The 15919-nt window shown below is 37.6% G+C and carries 13 protein-coding genes; 1 reads left to right on the forward strand and 12 read right to left on the reverse strand.

Features of this window, described 5'->3' with window-relative positions; translation table 11 throughout:
- Positions 1-4 precede the first annotated feature (4 nt).
- The 12 genes from ABYK33_RS04270 to ABYK33_RS04325 all read right to left on the reverse strand — a co-directional run bounded on the left by ABYK33_RS04270 (position 5) and on the right by ABYK33_RS04325 (position 14685).
- Complete coding sequence (locus ABYK33_RS04270) at positions 5-1933, reverse strand: nickel-dependent hydrogenase large subunit (RefSeq protein WP_373031733.1); 1929 nt, start codon at positions 1931-1933, stop codon at positions 5-7.
- A complete protein-coding gene (locus tag ABYK33_RS04275; RefSeq protein WP_373031734.1) occupies positions 1933-3174 on the reverse strand; it encodes a hydrogenase small subunit in 1242 nt (413 codons plus the stop codon). The genes ABYK33_RS04270 and ABYK33_RS04275 overlap by 1 nt, the downstream gene beginning before the upstream one ends.
- Before the next feature lie 150 nt (positions 3175-3324).
- The gene (locus ABYK33_RS04280) at positions 3325-4089 is read right to left on the reverse strand and encodes a hypothetical protein (RefSeq protein WP_373031735.1); all 765 of its coding nucleotides are present in this window, start codon (positions 4087-4089) and stop codon (positions 3325-3327) included.
- A 159-nt stretch (positions 4090-4248) separates the two neighbouring features.
- Positions 4249-5550, reverse strand: coding sequence for a nickel-dependent hydrogenase large subunit (locus ABYK33_RS04285; RefSeq protein ID WP_373031736.1), 1302 nt, complete (start codon positions 5548-5550; stop codon positions 4249-4251).
- Entirely contained in the window at positions 5547-6443 is an 897-nt protein-coding gene (locus ABYK33_RS04290) for a hydrogenase (RefSeq protein WP_373031737.1), read from the reverse strand. The genes ABYK33_RS04285 and ABYK33_RS04290 overlap by 4 nt, the downstream gene beginning before the upstream one ends.
- A gap of 3 nt (positions 6444-6446) precedes the next feature.
- A complete protein-coding gene (locus ABYK33_RS04295) occupies positions 6447-7040 on the reverse strand; it encodes a TetR/AcrR family transcriptional regulator (RefSeq protein WP_373031738.1) in 594 nt (197 codons plus the stop codon).
- Between the two features lie 109 nt (positions 7041-7149).
- On the reverse strand, positions 7150-8958 hold the full coding sequence (locus ABYK33_RS04300; protein ID WP_373031740.1) for a hypothetical protein: 1809 nt from the start codon (positions 8956-8958) through the stop codon (positions 7150-7152).
- Complete coding sequence (locus ABYK33_RS04305) at positions 8942-9490, reverse strand: HyaD/HybD family hydrogenase maturation endopeptidase (protein ID WP_373031741.1); 549 nt, start codon at positions 9488-9490, stop codon at positions 8942-8944. Before ABYK33_RS04305 ends, ABYK33_RS04300 begins: the two co-directional genes overlap by 17 nt.
- Positions 9487-10194 (reverse strand): Ni/Fe-hydrogenase, b-type cytochrome subunit, encoded by a 708-nt coding sequence (gene cybH, locus ABYK33_RS04310; RefSeq protein WP_373031742.1) that lies wholly within the window; start codon positions 10192-10194, stop codon positions 9487-9489. The genes ABYK33_RS04305 and cybH overlap by 4 nt, the downstream gene beginning before the upstream one ends.
- 44 nt (positions 10195-10238) lie before the next feature.
- Positions 10239-11957, reverse strand: a complete 1719-nt coding sequence (locus ABYK33_RS04315; RefSeq protein WP_373031743.1) for a nickel-dependent hydrogenase large subunit — start codon at positions 11955-11957, stop codon at positions 10239-10241.
- 3 nt (positions 11958-11960) lie between these two features.
- Positions 11961-13106 (reverse strand): hydrogenase small subunit, encoded by a 1146-nt coding sequence (locus ABYK33_RS04320; protein WP_373031744.1) that lies wholly within the window; start codon positions 13104-13106, stop codon positions 11961-11963.
- 109 nt (positions 13107-13215) lie between these two features.
- Positions 13216-14685: an NAD(P)/FAD-dependent oxidoreductase gene (locus ABYK33_RS04325; RefSeq protein WP_373031745.1), complete on the reverse strand. Its 1470-nt coding sequence runs from the start codon at positions 14683-14685 to the stop codon at positions 13216-13218.
- 179 nt (positions 14686-14864) lie between these two features.
- Between ABYK33_RS04325 and ABYK33_RS04330 the strand changes: the two genes are divergently transcribed.
- Positions 14865-15919, forward strand: a 1055-nt coding sequence (locus tag ABYK33_RS04330; RefSeq protein WP_373031746.1) for a Na/Pi cotransporter family protein, incomplete at its 3' end; no start/stop codon positions are given.

A 15919-nucleotide genomic window follows, 5' to 3' on the forward strand; every position in this document is an offset into this window, starting at 1 on the left:
CCCCCTAGAATGCACAGGTAGGGTCAACTTTGTACACAGCTAACTCCTTACCTTTTGTGTCCACCACATGCACCGCGCAAGCAATACAAGGATCAAAACTATGAACTGTTCTAATGATTTCCAATGGTTCTTCTGGATTAGCTACTTTTGTACCAATCAGTGATGCCTCATAAGCACCTATTTCACCATTTGGCCCTCTAGGTCCTGCATTCCATGTGGAAGGTACAACTGCTTGGAAGTTCGTTACTCTACCATCTTTAATGACAATCCAGTGTCCCAAACTTCCTCTAGGTGCTTCAGCAAGTCCTCTACCTTTACAGTCTTTACTTACTTCATCAAAGTCAAATTTAGTCCAAGTACTAAGATCCCCATGTGCAGCATTTGATGCTAATTCATTAGCCCACTTCATCATCTCATCCGCAATCATCTCTGTCTCAATAGCACGAGCCGCAGTTCTACCGACTGTTGAGAAGAGAACTGACACAGGAAGACCTGAACGTTTTAAGAAGTTCCCAACATATTTAGTGATAGTCTTGTCACCCTTTGCAAAACCTATAGCCATACGAGCCAATGGTCCAACTTCAACCTTACGTCCATCATAAAGTGGTGACTTAATCCAAGAATATTTCTCTTCAGTTTTAAGATATGCATATCCATCATCTTTTTTATCAAGACCTGTATATTTAGGGATAGTTGTACCGACATATGGATGCTCTGGTGCACCTGTTCCTTCGAACCAAGAGTGAGTTACATCTTCAGTGATCATCTCTTCATCTAGTTCATGTACTGTACTTAGATCACCATCCAATATTACACCAGCAGGCAGAAATAAGTCAGAATTGTAGAACCCTGTATCATCTAATCTAAAGTCACCATAAGACATATATGAAAGTAGACCTCCACCTGTTCCACCGATACCTTTTCCTAGGGTACCTTTATGTTTTGTACCATGAAAACTTGTACTTGAATCAGTTGCTTCATCTGCATAAGCAGTTCCTGCCATATAGATATCTGGAAGATACGCTTTTTTTACAAATTCTGTTGTTTCACGTAATAACTCTTGGAAAAGAGCAATACGTGAAGGGTTTTGAATATCTTGTACACATGTCACTCCACCAACAACAATAGACTGAGGGTGAGGAGATTTCCCACCAAAGAGTGCATGCATTTTAGACATACGTCTTTGAACATCAAGTCCTTTTAGGTAATGAGCCACACCAATAAGGTTTTGCTCAGGAGTTAGTTTATAACTGTTATTACCCCAGTAACCATTTCCAAATATACCTAAACGACCTTCTTTTACAAACTTAATGATACGATCTTGTACTTCTTTGAAAGCAGATGCTCCATCAATGTATGGTGTAGTACCTGCAGCTTTTGCCCATTTTTGAGCCTCTCTTGCTGTGGCTTCAGGATCTGCTTTTGTTGCTGCTACTACATCTACAAAATCGAGTGCATGAAGATGATAGAAATGTACAAAGTGATCATGTACTTGTAGAGAACCTTGAATAAGGTTACGTACGATACGTGCATTCTTAGGAATTGTAATATTAAATGCATCTTCAACTGCTTCAATACTTCTTTGATAGTGTGTTCCTGTACATACACCACAGATACGCATAGTCATTAAACCAACATCTCTTGGGTCTCTACCTTTTACGATAGTTTCAATTCCTCTAAACATTGTTGAGGAACTCCATGCATCAACAATAGTGTTATTACTATCAATTACTGCTTCAATTCTTAGATGACCTTCTATTCTTGTAATTGGATCAACAATAATATGCTTATTTCCACTTGCATCAGTCTGATGAAAATTTCCGTCTGCCCCATGTGCAGTATCGTGTGTGTTTTGTTCCATTTCATTTGTTCCTGTCATTTCGCTTCCACCACCTGTCAAGTGTGCTTCTGCTTCTTCATTAAATTCTGGCATTATGATTCTCCTTCTTCTTCTACTCTTTTACCTGCTATTGCACTAGCTGCTGCGTGAATACCAATACCGATACCTGCTGCTGTGAGTAAGCCTAGACCAAACTCATCAACCGTTTTTTCAACACCACCTGTAGGTGCTTTAATATTTGCATCTGACATCGGTCTTTCATATGCATATTTGTCCCAGAAATCTGGTTCAGAACAACCAATACACCCACGACCAACACCAATTGGCCAGTTCACACCTTCGTTATATCGGATGATAGAACAGTTGTTAAAGGTCATTGGTCCTTTACAACCCACTTTATAAAGACAGAAATTGTTCTTCGCACCTTCATCACCCCACTCTTCTACATACTCTCCAGCATCAAAGTGTGCTCTTCTTTCACAGTTGTCATGAATTCTGTATCCAAAGGCAAACTTAGGTCTGAGAAGTGAATCTAACTCAGGAATACTTCCTGTAAGTACAAAATGTAAAATAACTCCAACCATATTTGAAGGGTTTGCAGGACATGCAGGAATATTAATAACAGGCTTACCTTTAACAACATCCATAACACCTACAGAATCTGTAGGGTTTGGCGCTGCTGCAGGGATACCTCCATAAGTAGCACAAGAACCTACCGCTACAACTGCTGCTGCTCCAGCTGCTGCACGATGTAGGTGATCCACAAATGTTTCACCTGTAGCTCCTATAGTCCCATAATTACCATCCATACCTAAAGGCACTGCACCTTCAACAAATAATAAGTACTTACCATTAAAGTGTTCCATTGCCTCATTCATCTGTTTCTCAGCTTGATGACCTGAAGCTGCCTGTAGTGTTTCATGAAACTCAAGAGAGATAATATCTAAGATAATTTCATCAATTTTTGGTCCATCAGATCTAAGAAGTGCTTCAGAGTTACCAGCACAGTCAGATAGCTCTACCCATATTACAGGCACACGATTCATAAGTACTGCTGCTTCGGCTACCAATGGCGTAAATGAAGCTGGCAACATCAACATTGCTGTTGTTGCAGATGCCCACTTAAGGAAATCTCTTCTTTCAAGACCTTGATCTTCGATGCTTTCTGTAAAGTCCATTCTATTGTTAAGCGGATCTAACTTTTTTAAGTCATCGAGTCTTGCTTGACATTTTAGATATAACTCATCGTAATATGCATCACCTTTATTTGTATCTACTTTCGCACTTTGTGCCGTAAAAAGTTTTTTTACGGACTCTTGTTTATCCATACCCATCTGTTCTCCTTTTTTTAATTCAAAATATTATTGAATGTTCATTCACCATGATAATAAATTAAACTTAAACTAAAATGAATATACATTCAATTTAGTAATAAGTTTACATTTTTTTGTTTTTTAACATAAACAAATAATATAAACTTACTTCTATCTTTCATCATTCCATTCATTTATACGATACTCTTTTCCATTACGAGGAAGTATCCACATCTGATACATTGATGTTGTCCACATTAATGCAAATGCCATCATATAACCAAAACCACCTATAATTGTAAACCAAGCAAATCCAGGGAATATAGATGTAATCCACCATGAAGATATATCTATAATTAAAAATCCAAATGGAATTGCGATAATAAAAGCCTTAAATTTTTCATTAAACCCTACAGCTAAAGAAAATATGTACCCAACAAAAATGAATATGAAAGCAATACCAAAAAGATGAATATGTGAAACTCTAGTCAAAGAATCTACTGATGCACCCATATCAGTTTTTGCCACTTCAGCTGTTTCTTCATATTCAATAAACTCAGGTAGTCCTGGTATTGAACTATGACACTGCACACAATTTGCTTCAAAAATAGGCTCAACTTTTTTCCAATGTACTAGTGGTGCCCCTTCTCTTGCCCATTTGACTAATGTTGTTCTATCTTTATCACTCGCTTTATCTTTCATGGAACCATGTAACTTTACTTCTAATTTAGAAGAATTTCTATTACCATGATAACGATAAACAACATCATCAACGGATACGCCTAATTTACCATCTGCCATACCATGTGTTAAAAGTATTTGAACCCCTGACATTATAAATCCCACTGCCATAACAAGTAAATAACCTGTAAAGAGTGTTCTTACAGCAATACCTAAAGAAGGAAGATTCATTCGACTCATGACCATATTGTCCATTATAACCCTTTCTATACTTAATTTATTACATTTTTTCATTAAAATGAATAGGTATTCAGTATGGTAGGTAAAAAAACTTAAAATTAAATGAATAGTCATTCATTTAATTAAAATAATTTATAGTTGTTGATTTTTGGAATAAGTTAAATATATATTATATTATTGTGCAGTACAAACAGAGCAGACATCAAAAGTGCGGAATATAAACGTTGCCTCTTCTATGCTTGATGAACCAACCATAGCTTCTATAGCTATTCCTTGTTCTTCTTTTCTACCATGACTAAGATTCCACTGAGTAGGCGTTATAATGTCATAATTTGTAATAAGACCTTCTTTTACTGTCGTCTTATGTATAAGTGATCCTCTTGCAGCTTCTACAACACCTGCACCTTCAAACTCATAAAGTCTCACATCTGCATCCAATACACATGAGGGCTCATCCAGTTTTAGGTTTTTGAGTAAGTTTTTAGAATACTCGAGCAAAAGTGCTACTTCATGCATCCGTGCATAGACACGAGCTAGTACAGAATCCTTGTAGCGTTTATGTAAACTTTTTACTATGGGCACTTTAGCAACCATACCTCTAGCCAGTGGTCCCACTTCATAAAGTTTATCTTTATATGTTACTGCCTTTGCTACAGTACCTTCTTGTTCATCTTCTTGCACGTAACGTATATCGACATTTGTAACAGTTGTAACAATGGACTTTCCCGGTTGGGAAAGGATACAGTCTCCAAAGACAATAAACTTGTCATGACTAAATCCTTTTTCTCCCATATCATTAACCATCATAAGATGTAGTAGCTTGCCAATGTCACCTTGTATCTGATCAAAAGAAGAAACTGAATTTATTGATAAATATTCATCTAAAGAAAGTCCAACCATCACCTCTTCGAAGAATTTAATGCTTTCATCTACAAGGCTTTGTGCTTGCATCACATCAAGATGTGTAGGATCACAGGTCACCCCACCTGGGACTGCGTAAGAAGAATGTGGCCATTGTCCTGCAAAAATAGCCAGTGCTTTAGTAATAGTTGAAGTAAGATACGTAGCCTTAATAGCATAGTTTTCTTCACTAACAACTCCACTATACTTTTCAAGCTGTGGAAGTATGGCCAAATAAAGCCATTTTATATGGTTTTGTATAAGCTCACATGACAAAGTAAATTCTCGTATGTCATTTGCTTTAGAAGTAAGGTTAACCCTTAATCCTGCATTTTCATATCCATTTTCTATAGCACGTACCGCGGCTAAAAGATGTGCATGGTTACAGATACCACAGACTCGTGGTGTGATTACTAAAGCATCACGTGCATCTTTACCTCTAAGTATCTCTTCTATCCCACGGTAAAATCCGAAGTTTATCTTTACATCTTCTATCTTACCTTGATTAAATGTGAAATCTAATTCCGCTTCACCTTCAATCTTCTCTATAAGTTGCCTAACAGTTACTTTATTCATTTATCATATTCCATAAGTCGTTCCGAGAAACGTTTAATTGTGAAACTCTTCGTCACACCTGTGACTGTCAAATAGGCTCGTTTTGATACTCCTAGTGGCATTTTAGCAGGTATTCCCATGTTAGTCTTTGTACTAAAGAGTGACTCTTGTGGGTAGTTAGGCTCCGTACAACCAAAGCATGGTGTACCTACACGAGTTTTAGAACTTGTATCATTCCACAGTATTTTGTTACAACTTCCTCTAGTGTAAGGACCTTGACATCCTTGCTCATAAAAAAGGCACCCCTCTTTAAGTCCAAAATTTTTGGTATCTATCTTCCATTCAAAATACTCATTTCGCGTACATCCGGTATGTACAGTGTAACCATAAAGCTCTACTGGACGATGCAAATTGTCGATGGGAATGTCTTTATTCCCTGATATCATCAAAAGTACATAAGAGAGCCACTTAGGATGTATAGGGCAACCCGGTAGGGATATAAGTTTAGAAGCATACTCACTAAAACGTTCAGTCTTCTCTTCACCATCAAAACAAAAACCGGAAATATTGTCAGGGTTTTTTTGTTTAAATATTCCTCCAAAAGTTGCACAGGTCCCAGCAGATATAATATGCTTCGCTTTTCTGGCATACTTCTCTATAATTGATGACACTTCCACACCACTTTTCAAAAATCCTTCTTCTTGAAATGAACCTTCAAGGATGAGCACATCACAAGGTACAATACCTGATATAACATCTTCCATACTGTACGAGGTATCCAGTACAGGATGATGCACCAGTTCAAAATATGAAAGTATATAAAAAAGATCTGGGTGGTTTAAAAAAGAGTGGGTATTACCATTACAAGTTATAGACTGTAGCCAAAGCAACTTAGGTTTGTTTTGGCTTGTCATCCTTTACGCCTTTAGCGCGTTATAAATATTACGTGAAATATCATCTGTATATTCCTCGATAGCCTTAGGTAAAATATCTTCTCCTTTGAGAAAAACCATACCTCCTAAGTATCCCATAAAAAGCCCAAAAGCAGAGAAGAAATCTTGGTTACGCAACTCTCCAGAAGAAACAGATTCATCAAAGAAAATCATAATTTCAGTGATAAAACCAGAAACACAGACCATCCCCTCACAGCCCTCACCAAATACTTCACGATTTGCGAGATATACACGTAGAAAATACTCTATCATCTCAGGCTTATCTCTTGCCATAGTAAAATAAATATCAACGATCTTCGCAATCTTCTCTTCGGCACTCACATCCATCATATTAACTGTATGTATCTTCTCACCCAATGCTTGAGAAGTATACTTAATAATCGCCTGAGCTAAGAGATCTTTAGATGAAAAATAATTATATACATTCCCCACACTCATATGAAGTTTCTTAGCAATGTCAGGAATAGTTGTCTTATGAAAACCATTTATAGAAAAAAGTTGTAATGCAGCCTGTATGATAGATTCTCTTTTTAATGCTTTCTTATCTACTATTTTCAAGGATATCCTTTTTATTTCATTTGTATATTTTAGCATAAATTAGCCCAATAGTTAAATTGTTCAAGCTGTAATAATCTACAAAATATTGTACATTAATAATTAAAGTTCTTTATTCATTACCCAGAGTAATCGCTCCGAGTGCGACATTGGCATTGTCCATACTCAAGCGCTCATTTCTATAAATCGGATAATTGACACTAAGTGCATTGTAGGTTCGCATAAGTAGCTGGCGATTTTCAAATAGATCACCACTGAGTGCTACTCCGTCAATACCGATATTAGCATCAGAATCTTCTGCCTGTTCGGCTATGAAGTCTGCAAGTGAATCAATAAATCCAAAACTAAGTAGATAGTCATCAAGTCCTGCGAGTTTAAAACTGATAGCAGAACGAATAGCAAGTCTAAAATCAAGTTGATATCCTTCCTTTGTACTGATGACCTTGTAATCAATACGAGGACCTGATTTTCCACCAAACTCTATGGCTGTTGATTCAAGTGTTTCACATGCTTTACCTGCATTATCTCCATCATATAAACCGATGAACACAGCAGCCATAGACCATAGTTTAGCTATATCAGAGATATTACTGCAGGTATTAAATCGTAACTTTTCCACTTTTTCGTAGAGTTCAGAATATGTATTTTTGAAATTATTAACAAGTCGCATTCCTCCTTCATCCATTTCAGCTATCGCATCTAACATTTGCTTAGGCTGAGAAAGATGTTCATTACTAAAAAGCACCATAGGTGTATACCCAATTTTCTTAGAGAAACTAAATATATGGGAATGATTCTCTCGACTAAAATGTATGCTACAAAGAGATTGGTCTTCTAGCGCCTTTTCAAGCACAATAGAGCGCAATGCAGCGTGCGCTGGCTCAAAACGTATGGCATTCTCAACCTGAGATCTTTCATGCTTTGATATATATTGTATTCGGGGCTGATCACCTAAGTCAAATCTTAGATCTAGATGTAATCCATTTTTATCATCATATGCTTGAAAACCACCGTACTCACAAAATGAAGAATACTTTAAAGTTAAAGAAACATTCCAAGGTAACATATCTCGTCCTGTAGCAATAATAACATGTTCCGCTAATGCTGAAGCCGTACGAAGTGTCGGTACATGATCAGAGAAAACTGCATCTACACCTTTGGCTTTTAATGCTGTTGAGAGAGCCAACGTCACTTTATCATCAGGAAAGAAAACAGGATAAAAAGGTTCATTCAATTCATATTCAACACGAAATTTCAATTTGGTTTTTAGACGAACGCTAGGTTTTTCTATCATCATCAGTGAGTCTAACTCACCCTGCGTAATAAGAAATTTATCTGAGATCTCAGTGGGATCACAAAATAATATACCTTCAGCATGCTGCACATTCGAATTTAAGAGTGAAAAATGGCGGATACCATTGTAGGTTGGTATAGTAAGTTCCCCTTTCTCTATTAGGAAATTAGCCAATTGTGTGAAAAATACTTCCTCATTCGCAGCCGTAAGACCTGTGTATGTAGTTAATGTCTCCATAGTAAGTGAAGTTTCACTAAATCCACAGACAGAGCATGGATTAAATGGATCGAATGTCTTTACTACTTTCTCCTGACATTCAGGACAGTAAGGAATTTTATATCGCGTTTCCCCTGGAGATAAAGATGTTATTAAATTTTCTCCATCATTTTCTTCTTTATGGATCTCTTCTATCTTATAATCACGTAAGAAAAGGGATTGGGGAACAAGATTGGATATCTGTTCTGCTAATGTTTCAAGTGTAGGTTGGTCACCTGAGGCTTCTATCCTGTAATGCATTCCGTCTTCATAAAGTGAAATAGGGATAGCCGAGAGTTCCTGAATACGACGTAAGAGTCGTGTAAATAATCCATTATCATGGATATACTGAAATTTAAACGCTATATGCATCGAGAGCCCTGAAAGAGTTTGGAAGAATGTCTTGCATATCTACGTCCTGTTTTTTTACTGCATTAATACCTATAGTTTTTAAATGATTCACTAAGGTCATCTCCATCATAGGTACGGCATCAGATACACCTTCTGAGAGAGAAAACTCTGTTGCTTCGATGATCGTTGGCACTACACCCATGATCATGGTTGGAGGACGATCTCCAATGAGGTCCATCATATTGAGTGTCTGCAGCATTTCTACTTCATGCGCACTTCCTTGCCAGTCTACTGTATCAGGTACAGCATCAAAGTCAAAAAAGTATACTTCACCTGCTTTAACGCCGGGAGCATTGATCGTATCAATGATGATCAGACGGTCATACTCAACAATGATCGGTATAAGCCTTTGCGCAAGTGTACCACCATCTACGATATCAAGCTGGTGTTCCCCCTCAAAATTGTACTTTTCACCCATATATTTTATAAAATGTACACCTATTCCTTCATCTCCAAAAAGCAGGTTACCTATGCCCAGGACTAATATTTTCACTTCTTATCTTCTTCAACTTCATCAGTATCATGTTTTAAATGATAATCATATCCTGTAAACATTACATCCATTGCACCATGTTTAAAGCGGATAGCAGACCAGATCACAAGATAAATATGTATAGGTATAAAGATCAAATATCCCCACATAACAATATGATGAATATAACGTACATTCGCAAGTCCACCCATCCAATACTCTACAGTACGCATAGGCTCATAAAGCCAACTACCTATACCTAAATGATAGACATGTACATAAAGTACCAATCCAGTTACAGAAGCTAAAACAACTAAGATCATTATGGCAGTATATGTTATAAATTGTAAGGGACCATATAAACCTTTTTTACGTAACTCACCGATAAAAAAGTAAGATTTTAGCTGAGTGATCCAAGATCGGACACTAAGCACATCTTTCATTGAACGTAATTCACCCTCTTTATCTTTTCCAAAGAAGAAAAGATAGATTCTAAGTAATCCTGAAGCGATAAGAACAAATCCTATGATCAAGTGCCATTGGGTCCATTCTGCATACAAAAGCTTATCTGTTGAACCTTCAGGTGTAAGAAATGGATCGGCGATGTAAAAACCTGTGACGATAAGCCCTATAATCACCGAAGCACGTATCCAGTGTAATATCCTATTGCCACTACTGTAGACAAAATCAGGATGATCTGAAGTATATTTTTCTTCATGTACCATGTTTACTCCTTTTCATTTATTTTTATTAAAAAAATACTGACCCACTAGCAGCTTGCACTGCTACTCATAGGATTCACTTTAAATTCACTAAGTTCTACGCCTTTAATATCCATAACATGTACAGAACATGACATACATGGGTCAAATGAATGAATGATTCTAATGACTTCAAGTGGTTTGGTTGGATCTTCAATCTTCAAACCAATTAACGATGCTTCATATGGCCCAATAGTACCATTGGCATCCATAGGCCCAGCATTCCATGTTGTAGGTACAACTGCCTGGTAATTTTCGACCAAACCATTTTTAATGCGTACCCAGTGACTCAATGTACCACGAGGAACTTCACCTATAAAGCGTCCTGTATACTCTTTTGAAGGATCTATCTCAAACTTAGTATATGTACTGTCATCTGTTTTGACATTTTCTACTAAAGAGTTAAAGATAGTAATGGCATTGTCAGAAACCAATTTAGTCTGAAGCATACGTGCTGCTGTACGACCCAATGTCGTAAAGAGTGCACCAACAGGTAATCCAGTTCTCTCCAAGAATCCACCAACTGCAGCTTTGACTTTTTCATTTCCTCTTGCATAATTCACAAGTAGACATGATAATGGTCCAACTTCCATTGCTTCACCATCATAACGTGGTGCTTTAACCCAAGTATATTTCTTCGTTTCATCAACGATCTTTGCTGGACCATTCACTGTGTCACCATCAACAAAACCTGTATAATCAGGATCTGTTACACCATCATAAGGTTGAAGTGGCTTAGTTCCTTTGTACCATGCATGTGTCACATCTTCTTCTATCTTCATATCATCAATGTCAAATACTTTACTTAGATCTCCACCTTTGATAATACCACTTTGGAAAAGGTGTTCTGTACGGTTAAGCATAAATGCCTCACCAGACATGAAGTTTTTCACACCTACCCCACCAAGGACACTCTCTTCAGTACCATATGCTTCAGCAGCCATCACGATATCTGCATGATATGCACGATCAATAAAGTCTTTCACAATTCTATATTTTTCTCTCCACTGAGATAAACGCGTCGGACTCAAGATGTCACGTACACAAGTTACCCCACCAACCACTAAACTTTGTGGGTGTGGCTGTTTCGCACCAAAGATAGCAAACATCTGTGCAGCAATACGCTGTACTTCAAGTGCTTTCAAATAGTGAGAAAGTGCTATAAGGTTCTGCTCAGGAGAGAACTTATATGTTCCATTTCCCCAATAAGCATTGGCAAAGGGCCCAAGTTGTCCCTTATCTACAAATCCTTTAACTTTATTCTGTACAGCAGTCAATTCATCAGTACCTGTCGCGATAGGAAGATCAGAGTATTTAAATGCCAGCTCAGAAGCTGCTTTAGGATCTGCACTAAGAGCAGAAACGATATCAACCCAGTCTAGTCCATGCAAGTGGTAAAAATGTACCACATGGTCATGCATATAAAGAGATGCATTTAAAAGTGACCTTACCAGTTTAGCATTATACGGTGCTTCTACACCCAAGGCATTTTCTACCGCTTCCACACCTGCTTTATAGTGTGAATATGTACAAACACCACAAATACGCTGTGCCATGAGACCTGCATCACGAGGGTCACGACCTTTAAGGATAAGTTCAATACCTCTCCACAATGTGGATGATGAGTAGGCTTTTTGCACAACATTGTTTTCATCTACTTCTACTTCAACACGTAAATGCCCTTCAATTCTTGTTATCGGATCAATAACTACACGTCTGTTACCCATAATCTATCCTTCCTTCTCATCATTTTTATTCATAAATATACTCGCTACAGCATGTGCACCTATACCAACAACTGTTGCAGTAAGAAGCGCTTTACCTACATCATCTACTGTAGTATTGAGCCCCATCACCAAATGTGATTTGATAGGTTGTTCCAATGGACCCATGGTATCCCAGAAATCTGGCTCTGAACATCCCATACAACCATGTCCTGCTTGAACAGGCCAACTCGTACCTTGATTGAACCGTTCTGTTGAACAGTTATTAAATGTATAAGGACCTTTACACCCTTGTTTGTAGAGACACCATCCGTCTTTTGCACCATCATCACCAAAGCTCTCTACAAATTCTCCTGCATCAAAATGTCCACGTCTCTCGCAAAGATCATGAATCCTATGACCATAAGCCCACTTTGGACGAGAGTAACGATCTAGTGCTGGCAATGTACCGAAGAGTAGGAAGTGCATGAGCGTTCCTACAATGTTCGTTTCACTAGGAGGACAACCCGGTACGTTGATGACTGGTTGAGAAACAACCTTATCTACACCTTTTGCTCCTGTAGGGTTAGGTGCAGCAGCTTGAATACCCCCAAAGCTTGAACAAGTACCAATAGAGAAGATCGCAGCGGCATCTTTTGCTGCTGCGGTTACGATACTAAGACCTGTTTTACCATGAGCACCTAATGTCAAGTACTGACCATTATTTGCAGTTGGTACACCACCTTCAACAAGTAAGATATAACGTCCCTTGTATTTTTCTAATGCATTGTCAAGATTTTCTTCTGCCTGCCAACCTGCAGCAGCCATAAGTGTTTCATGATACTCAATAGATACATAATCAAATATCAAAGAATCAATAGTAGGTGAAGCTGAACGGATAAGTGATTCACTACATCCTGTACATTCTGCCATATGCAACCAGACCAATGGTACTCTATCTGCAAGCTTTGCAGCTTCGGCAAATAAAGGTGTAAATTGAGCTGGTAATGCAAGCATTGCTGTAATACCAGCCGCCCACTTCATAAAGTCACGCCGTTCAAATCCTTTACCTTCTAGCATTTCTTCTATCGATTCCTCTTTAGATGAAGGCAACTCAGATAACACCTTTACACGATCTTTAGCTTTCTCATAAAGTGCATCAAAACCATTCATAATTACTCCTTTATTTGTGTTGTTATGTATAAGTATATCATACGTTTATTATATATTATAATTATTATTTAAGACTAATACGGTCCTATTTAATAATTACATGTGCTGCCTAAAACCAACCTCTCAACATTAAATACCAATACATAGGTTTTAACTGATAGAGATCAAATGCCCACCAGAAAAATCTTGGCTCTGCAGGGTTTAGGAAAGGTATCGTTGGTGCTATACCTTCATAGTTAAATTCTGCCATCATGATCTGACCATATTCAGTTTTGATAGGACAAACAGTATAACCATCAAACTTTTCTTTAAGTGGTTTACCTTCTAATGCAGCAACCAGGTTACCTACAACAACCGGACCTTGGTGTCTAGCTGAACCACCTGTTCTACATATAGGGATACCACATACATCACCGATTCCAAATACATTTGCATATCTTCTGTGCTGCAATGAATACTGATCTACTTCCAACCAACCTTTTGCTGTACCTTTTTGCCAACCCAAAGGTGAATCAAGTAAAGCTTGAGATGCACTCATTGGCGGTACAATATGGATGAAATCATAGGTCATCTCAACCATTCTTTTTTCCTCAGACATATCATACTCTTCCAGATCTTCATCGTATTCACCTTTGATCTCATACGTTTCTTCAAAAGTTGCTACCTTGTTATTTACATCAATGGCAACAAGGTTATGTCTGAACTTATTGGTGATCGTGTCATATTGCTTCTGTACTTTCTGTAATGATTCATCAAATTCAGGGTGTTTAAAAAGTTTTGATTTGCTGGTTGCAAAAATAAAATCAGCCCCTAGATCATCTTTTTTCAAATGATCGGCACTTAGATAGAGAATTTTTTGTGGTGCTCCACCACATTTAATAGCTGAACTTGGCTGTGTATAGATTGCTTTTGGTTTTTTGCCTGAAGCAGCTGCTTCTTTTAGTGCTTCAAACCATTCCCATGTTGCACTACCACCTTTAGCAGTACCTTCCTCTAAATTACTCAAATAGACACTGGAAATACCATTTTTACCGATATCGTCTTCAGTAAGTCCTTTGATCCATTCATAATGGTATTCCATACCAGTAGCTACGACCATAAAGTCATATGGTACTTCTTCACCTGCACGTGTAGTTACTTTATTATTATCCGGATCGAAAGAAGCTACTTCATCTTTGATCCAATTTACATCATCAGGGATAAAGTCTTTGTTCTCTTTCTTAATATCATCGATAGTGTAAAGCCCAGCTGCCATAAATACTTGTCCAGGTTGATAAAGATGTATCTCATTAGGAGCAATGATCGTAATGTCAGCATTTGGTAAAGCACTATGAAGTCTGGCCAAAGCCATAATACCACCTGCTCCACCACCAACAACTAATATCTTAGCCTTTTTATCACTTTTTGTACCTGCCGCTTCTGCTTCAGCAGCTTCTGAAGCAGAAGGAATGCCCATTACGCTGGCTGCACCACCAACACCCATCATTTTGAGTGCGGTTCTTCTACTTATACCTTCATTACCCTCACCGTGTAGTAAATCTATCACCGGCTCGCTATGCTCTATCTTCTTTTTTTGCATTTTAAATCCTTTTTGATTAACTTAGTATATTATAAAGCAGTTTATATTTAATAAAACTGAATATTCATTCAAATTATAATTTTTATAACTATAATCTGAAATTAATCTATACTATAATGAGTAGTATAACTTTTATATTCTTCTAGTACTATGATATAATGCCTAAAAAAAAGGCACATATGATATCCATAGTTATACAAACACTTTCTGGTTTAGGAATGTTTTTATTTGGTATGTTATATATGGAACTTGCACTTAAAGAATCTGCAGGTGTTCGCTTTAAAACCTGGATAAAAAACTCAACATCCACTACTATCAAATCTCTCATGAGCGGTGCTGTGGCTACGGCACTACTTCAAAGCTCTTCTGTAGTAACACTTATGACACTCTCATTTGTTAGTGCCTCGTTAATTTCTATGAATTCAGGTATTGCTGTTATATTTGGATCGAATGTTGGTACAACGATCACTTCATGGATCGTTGCGACCCTTGGTTTTAAAGTCCAGATAGAGTCTTTTGCCCTCCCCCTGATAGGAGCAGGAGGACTAATGCTTATATTAGGTACATCACATAGAAAAGTTACTACTGTTGCCAAAGTGTTTGTCGGATTCGGACTTTTGTTTCTTGGTTTGGATATCATGAAAACAGCTATAGAGTCATTGGCAGGAGCGATCGACCTTGCAAAATTTACTAACTTTCCTCTGATCGCGTTTGTAGGCATCGGCTTTGTGCTCACTGCACTGATTCAATCTAGTTCAGCAGCTACAGCCATTGTTCTGAGTGCCTTGTATGTTCATATACTCAGCTTTGAGCAGTCAGCCGCTATGGTTATAGGTACGAATATTGGAACAACTGTTACTGCTATTCTTGGAGCCATAGGTGGTATTCCTGATAAAAAACGTGTTGCACTGGCTCATTTTATCTTTAATTTTATTACTGCGGTGGCCGCGTTTTTACTTTTACCTTTTTTAATACATTTTGTAATGGATGTTGTTGGACTTCGTAATGATCCTGTAACTGCACTGGCACTGTTTCATACTTTATTTAATATACTGGGTGTAGTAATGCTATTACCGTTTATATCACTGATGGCCAAGTATTTGAGTCGTATTTTTATACATAAAAAACCTGTATCTACAAAATACATACATTTGGTCGATCCTGAATTCTCAGAAACGGCACTTGTTGCATTAAGAGATGAAGTGAATAATTTGTTTGTAAAAACGATGAAGTA

The organism is Sulfurovum sp. (assembly GCF_041562805.1).
Classification (GTDB): domain Bacteria; phylum Campylobacterota; class Campylobacteria; order Campylobacterales; family Sulfurovaceae; genus Sulfurovum.

Bases quoted from the DNA above. Each gene is read 5' to 3' on its own strand.
- cybH (WP_373031742.1), bottom strand. From the start codon at position 10,194: ATGGTACATGAAGAAAAATATACTTCAGATCATCCTGATTTTGTCTAC.
- ABYK33_RS04275 (WP_373031734.1), bottom strand. From the start codon at position 3,174: ATGGGTATGGATAAACAAGAGTCCGTAAAAAAACTTTTTACGGCACAA.
- ABYK33_RS04300 (WP_373031740.1), bottom strand. From the start codon at position 8,958: ATGCATATAGCGTTTAAATTTCAGTATATCCATGATAATGGATTATTT.
- ABYK33_RS04270 (WP_373031733.1), bottom strand. From the start codon at position 1,933: ATGCCAGAATTTAATGAAGAAGCAGAAGCACACTTGACAGGTGGTGGA.
- ABYK33_RS04315 (WP_373031743.1), bottom strand. From the start codon at position 11,957: ATGGGTAACAGACGTGTAGTTATTGATCCGATAACAAGAATTGAAGGG.
- ABYK33_RS04290 (WP_373031737.1), bottom strand. From the start codon at position 6,443: ATGACAAGCCAAAACAAACCTAAGTTGCTTTGGCTACAGTCTATAACT.
- ABYK33_RS04280 (WP_373031735.1), bottom strand. From the start codon at position 4,089: ATGGACAATATGGTCATGAGTCGAATGAATCTTCCTTCTTTAGGTATT.
- ABYK33_RS04320 (WP_373031744.1), bottom strand. From the start codon at position 13,106: ATGAATGGTTTTGATGCACTTTATGAGAAAGCTAAAGATCGTGTAAAG.
- ABYK33_RS04325 (WP_373031745.1), bottom strand. From the start codon at position 14,685: ATGCAAAAAAAGAAGATAGAGCATAGCGAGCCGGTGATAGATTTACTA.
- ABYK33_RS04285 (WP_373031736.1), bottom strand. From the start codon at position 5,550: ATGAATAAAGTAACTGTTAGGCAACTTATAGAGAAGATTGAAGGTGAA.